Origin of the sequence: Marinobacter gelidimuriae, from assembly GCF_000372805.1 — a bacterium.
Lineage (GTDB): Bacteria > Pseudomonadota > Gammaproteobacteria > Pseudomonadales > Oleiphilaceae > Marinobacter > Marinobacter gelidimuriae.
Genome location: NZ_KB889960.1, coordinates 1 through 3224 on the forward strand (window position 1 = coordinate 1; position 3224 = coordinate 3224).

4 protein-coding genes are annotated in these 3224 nt (G+C 52.6%); 3 read left to right on the top strand and 1 reads right to left on the bottom strand.

Going from position 1 to position 3224, the window contains the following annotated elements; all coding sequences use genetic code 11:
• Positions 1–219: 219 nt before the first annotated feature.
• The 3 genes from exaC to A3OI_RS0118905 all read left to right on the top strand — a co-directional run bounded on the left by exaC (position 220) and on the right by A3OI_RS0118905 (position 3035).
• Entirely contained in the window at positions 220–1740 is a 1521-nt protein-coding gene (gene exaC, locus A3OI_RS0118895) for an acetaldehyde dehydrogenase ExaC (RefSeq protein ID WP_018405764.1), read from the top strand.
• A gap of 130 nt (positions 1741–1870) precedes the next feature.
• The gene (locus tag A3OI_RS0118900) at positions 1871–2593 is read left to right on the top strand and encodes a transposase-like zinc-binding domain-containing protein (protein ID WP_018405765.1); all 723 of its coding nucleotides are present in this window, start codon (positions 1871–1873) and stop codon (positions 2591–2593) included.
• A gap of 13 nt (positions 2594–2606) precedes the next feature.
• Positions 2607–3035 (top strand): hypothetical protein, encoded by a 429-nt coding sequence (locus A3OI_RS0118905; protein WP_018405766.1) that lies wholly within the window; start codon positions 2607–2609, stop codon positions 3033–3035.
• Positions 3036–3051: 16 nt separating this feature from the next.
• Here the strand turns inward: A3OI_RS0118905 and A3OI_RS20945 are convergent.
• A partial coding sequence (locus A3OI_RS20945; RefSeq protein WP_018405767.1) for a transposase domain-containing protein occupies positions 3052–3224 on the bottom strand: 173 nt, incomplete at its 5' end.

A 3224-nucleotide genomic window follows, 5' to 3' on the forward strand; every position in this document is an offset into this window, starting at 1 on the left:
CGACAAACCAATGTGGACTGGCAATTCGGTACAAATGATGCAAGACGCAAGTTAAAGCGTTTATATCCGAAGTTTTAAACTATACAGTGTACTAGTACTAAGGGATGAGTTTTTCACCCCTATCGCATCATTCAACGATAAAGGTTTAGTATCTACATTGGGTGGGTGAATACGAAAGCCCACGTTGGTGAGCAACAAACACAAAATGAGGTCGAAACCATGATCTATGCACAACCAGGAAAGGAAGGCTCGGTCGTTTCTTTCAAAGCGCGTTATGGAAACTACATTGGCGGCGAGTGGGTTGCCCCGGTAAAAGGACAGTATTTTGACAATATCACGCCGATTACCGGTAATGTGATTTGTGAGATTCCCCGTTCCACAGCCGAAGACATCGAGCTGGCACTGGACGCTGCGCACAAGGCGGCGCCGGCGTGGGGCCGAACGTCGGTTCAGGAACGTTCTCGTATTTTGTTGAAAATAGCGGACCGCATAGAAGAAAACCTGGAACTGCTAGCGGTTGCAGAAACCTGGGACAACGGCAAAGCCGTTCGTGAAACCCTGAACGCTGACATTCCACTGGCCGCTGACCACTTCCGTTATTTTGCCGGTTGTATCCGCGCCCAGGAAGGCCATATGGGTGAAATCGACCATAATACCGTGGCTTATCACTTCCACGAGCCGCTGGGTGTGGTTGGGCAAATTATCCCCTGGAACTTTCCGATTCTAATGGCGGCCTGGAAGCTGGGCCCCTGCCTGGCGGCCGGTAACTGCACCATCTTGAAGCCGGCCGAGCAGACGCCTGCGAGCATACTGGTGCTGATGGAGCTGATTGGTGACCTGCTGCCGCCGGGCGTGCTCAACGTGGTCAACGGTTACGGTATTGAAGCCGGCCAGGCTCTGGCGACCAGCAAGCGTATTGCTAAAATTGCCTTTACCGGCTCTACACCGGTGGGTTCCCATATTCTGAAGTGTGCCGCTGAGAGCCTTATTCCGTCCACCGTGGAGCTGGGTGGCAAATCGCCAAACATCTACTTTGCAGATGTGATGAAAGCCGAGCCGGAATTCATCGATAAGTGCGTGGAAGGTCTGGTTCTGGCGTTCTTCAACCAGGGTGAAGTGTGTACCAGTCCGTCCCGCGCCCTGGTGCAGGAAGACATGTACGACGAGTTCATGGAACAAGTGGTCGCCCGCACCAAGGCAATCAAGCGCGGTAATCCGCTGGATACCGATGTTCAGGTAGGCGCTCAGGCCAGCAAAGAACAATTCGACAAGATTCTGTCGTACCTTGAGATTGGCAAGCAAGAAGGCGCTGAAGTACTCACCGGTGGCGGTCGCGAGCACCTGGAAGGCGAATTTGCTAACGGCTTCTACATCCAGCCCACTGTGTTTAAGGGCGACAACAAGATGCGGGTGTTCCAGGAAGAGATCTTTGGCCCGGTTGTGGGGGTAACCACCTTCAAAACCGAGGAAGAAGCGCTGGCCATCGCCAACGATACCGAGTTTGGCTTGGGCGCAGGTGTCTGGTCACGTGACACCAACGTGGCTTACCGCATGGGTCGCAACATTCAGGCCGGTCGGGTCTGGATGAACTGCTACCACGCGTACCCTGCCCACGCCGCCTTTGGTGGATATAAGAAGTCCGGCATTGGACGTGAAACCCATAAATTGGCGTTGGATCATTACCAGCAAACCAAGTGCATGTTGACCAGCTACGACGTAAACCCGTTGGGCTTTTTCTAAACACGGGCTTGCGCGCTGAGTGTGCGAATTCCCCCCGGCGTTCGCCGCAAGCCGTTGGGGTAATCTGTTGAAAAAATGAAGCGCATGGTCTTGAATGAGGCTATGCGCTTGGTTTCTTCAGGAGATGGTCATGCAGAAAAAATCTTCTGCGGGTGACGGCAACGAGCCAGAAGGCCCTTCTGCCCCTCCCAAGGGCAGCGCAAACGACCTTCACCCTGAGCATCCTCGTCGCCACAAGCGCCGCACGCCGGATGAATTCGAAGGCATTCAGGTCAATGACTGTAAAAACCCGCACTGCACCCACTTTGGCGTGCCCATCAACAAGAAGTCTGCCTACGGGACAAATGCCTACAAGATTGTGGCCTCAGGCAAAGGCATGCCTCAGGGCTACTGCAATGCCTGCGGTGAACACGTCCCGCTAAAAAGCAATCAGGGTATCCACGAAGAGCTTTCACGGATGATGAAGGCCCTGGAACCTGCTGCGACACCACCATCCTGCCCTAACACGTCCTGCCAGAACCATGGAGTCGAGGTTTCTCAGGGAAAAGACTTTTACTCCTCTTTCGGGATTACCAGCTCTGGTAGCCAGCGTTACAAATGTAAGGCATGCAAGAAAACCTTCTCTGTCAGCTCCAGGCCACAGACTCGGCAGCGCCTATCCCATAAAAACAAAACAATATTCACGTTGATCGTTAACAAGGCCCCCATCCGGCGTATGGCTGAACTTGCTGATATGGACGTCAAAACTGTTTATGCCAAAATCGACTTCATTCATCGCCAGTGCATGGCGTTTGCGCAGAACCGCGAGTCGCAGCTTTCCAAAACGGGCTTCAAGCGCTTATATAAGCGTTGATCATCAGGACTACGTGATTAACTGGATTAGGCGAGAGGATAAGCGCAACACGGTTGTAACCGCAGTAGCGTCCGCTGAAAACACTACCCAGTACATTTTCGCCATGCATCTCAACTTCGATTCACTCGTGGATGCAATGAGTGTGGAGGTGGATGCAATACAGCGATGCGACCAGTCGCTTCCAACTCCCTACAGGCGTTATGCGAGGCTGTGGACGCAAGCGGACTATGAGAATTCGGTAAAAATATCCAAAGCCGCCAAGAGCAAGAAAAGTCTTACGGGCGCAATTGAGTCAGCGTATCTGGCGGCAGAACAGCGTGATGATATTGAAAGTCCTGACGAGATAACCTCCGCAGAAAAGCTTCCAGAACTGGGTATGCAAGTCCACTCTGAATACACGTTGTACGCCCACTTCATGTATCTGAATCGTAAGCGCCCTTAAATCGACACACTTGCCCTCAGTCGATCTGCGACACTTTTTTTGAAGTTCGCTCTAGGTCCACGTTCCATGGCAACAGTGCCTCCAGCTTTTCCAGCGTGTCAGCGTCGGCAATGCGCTCCAGAACATGCTGGATATAAACCGACGGTTCCAGTTTGTTCGCTTTAGCGGTTTCGACTAGGGAATAACACG

Bases quoted from the DNA above. Each gene is read 5' to 3' on its own strand.
- exaC (WP_018405764.1), top strand. From the start codon at position 220: ATGATCTATGCACAACCAGGAAAGGAAGGCTCGGTCGTTTCTTTCAAA.
- A3OI_RS0118900 (WP_018405765.1), top strand. From the start codon at position 1,871: ATGCAGAAAAAATCTTCTGCGGGTGACGGCAACGAGCCAGAAGGCCCT.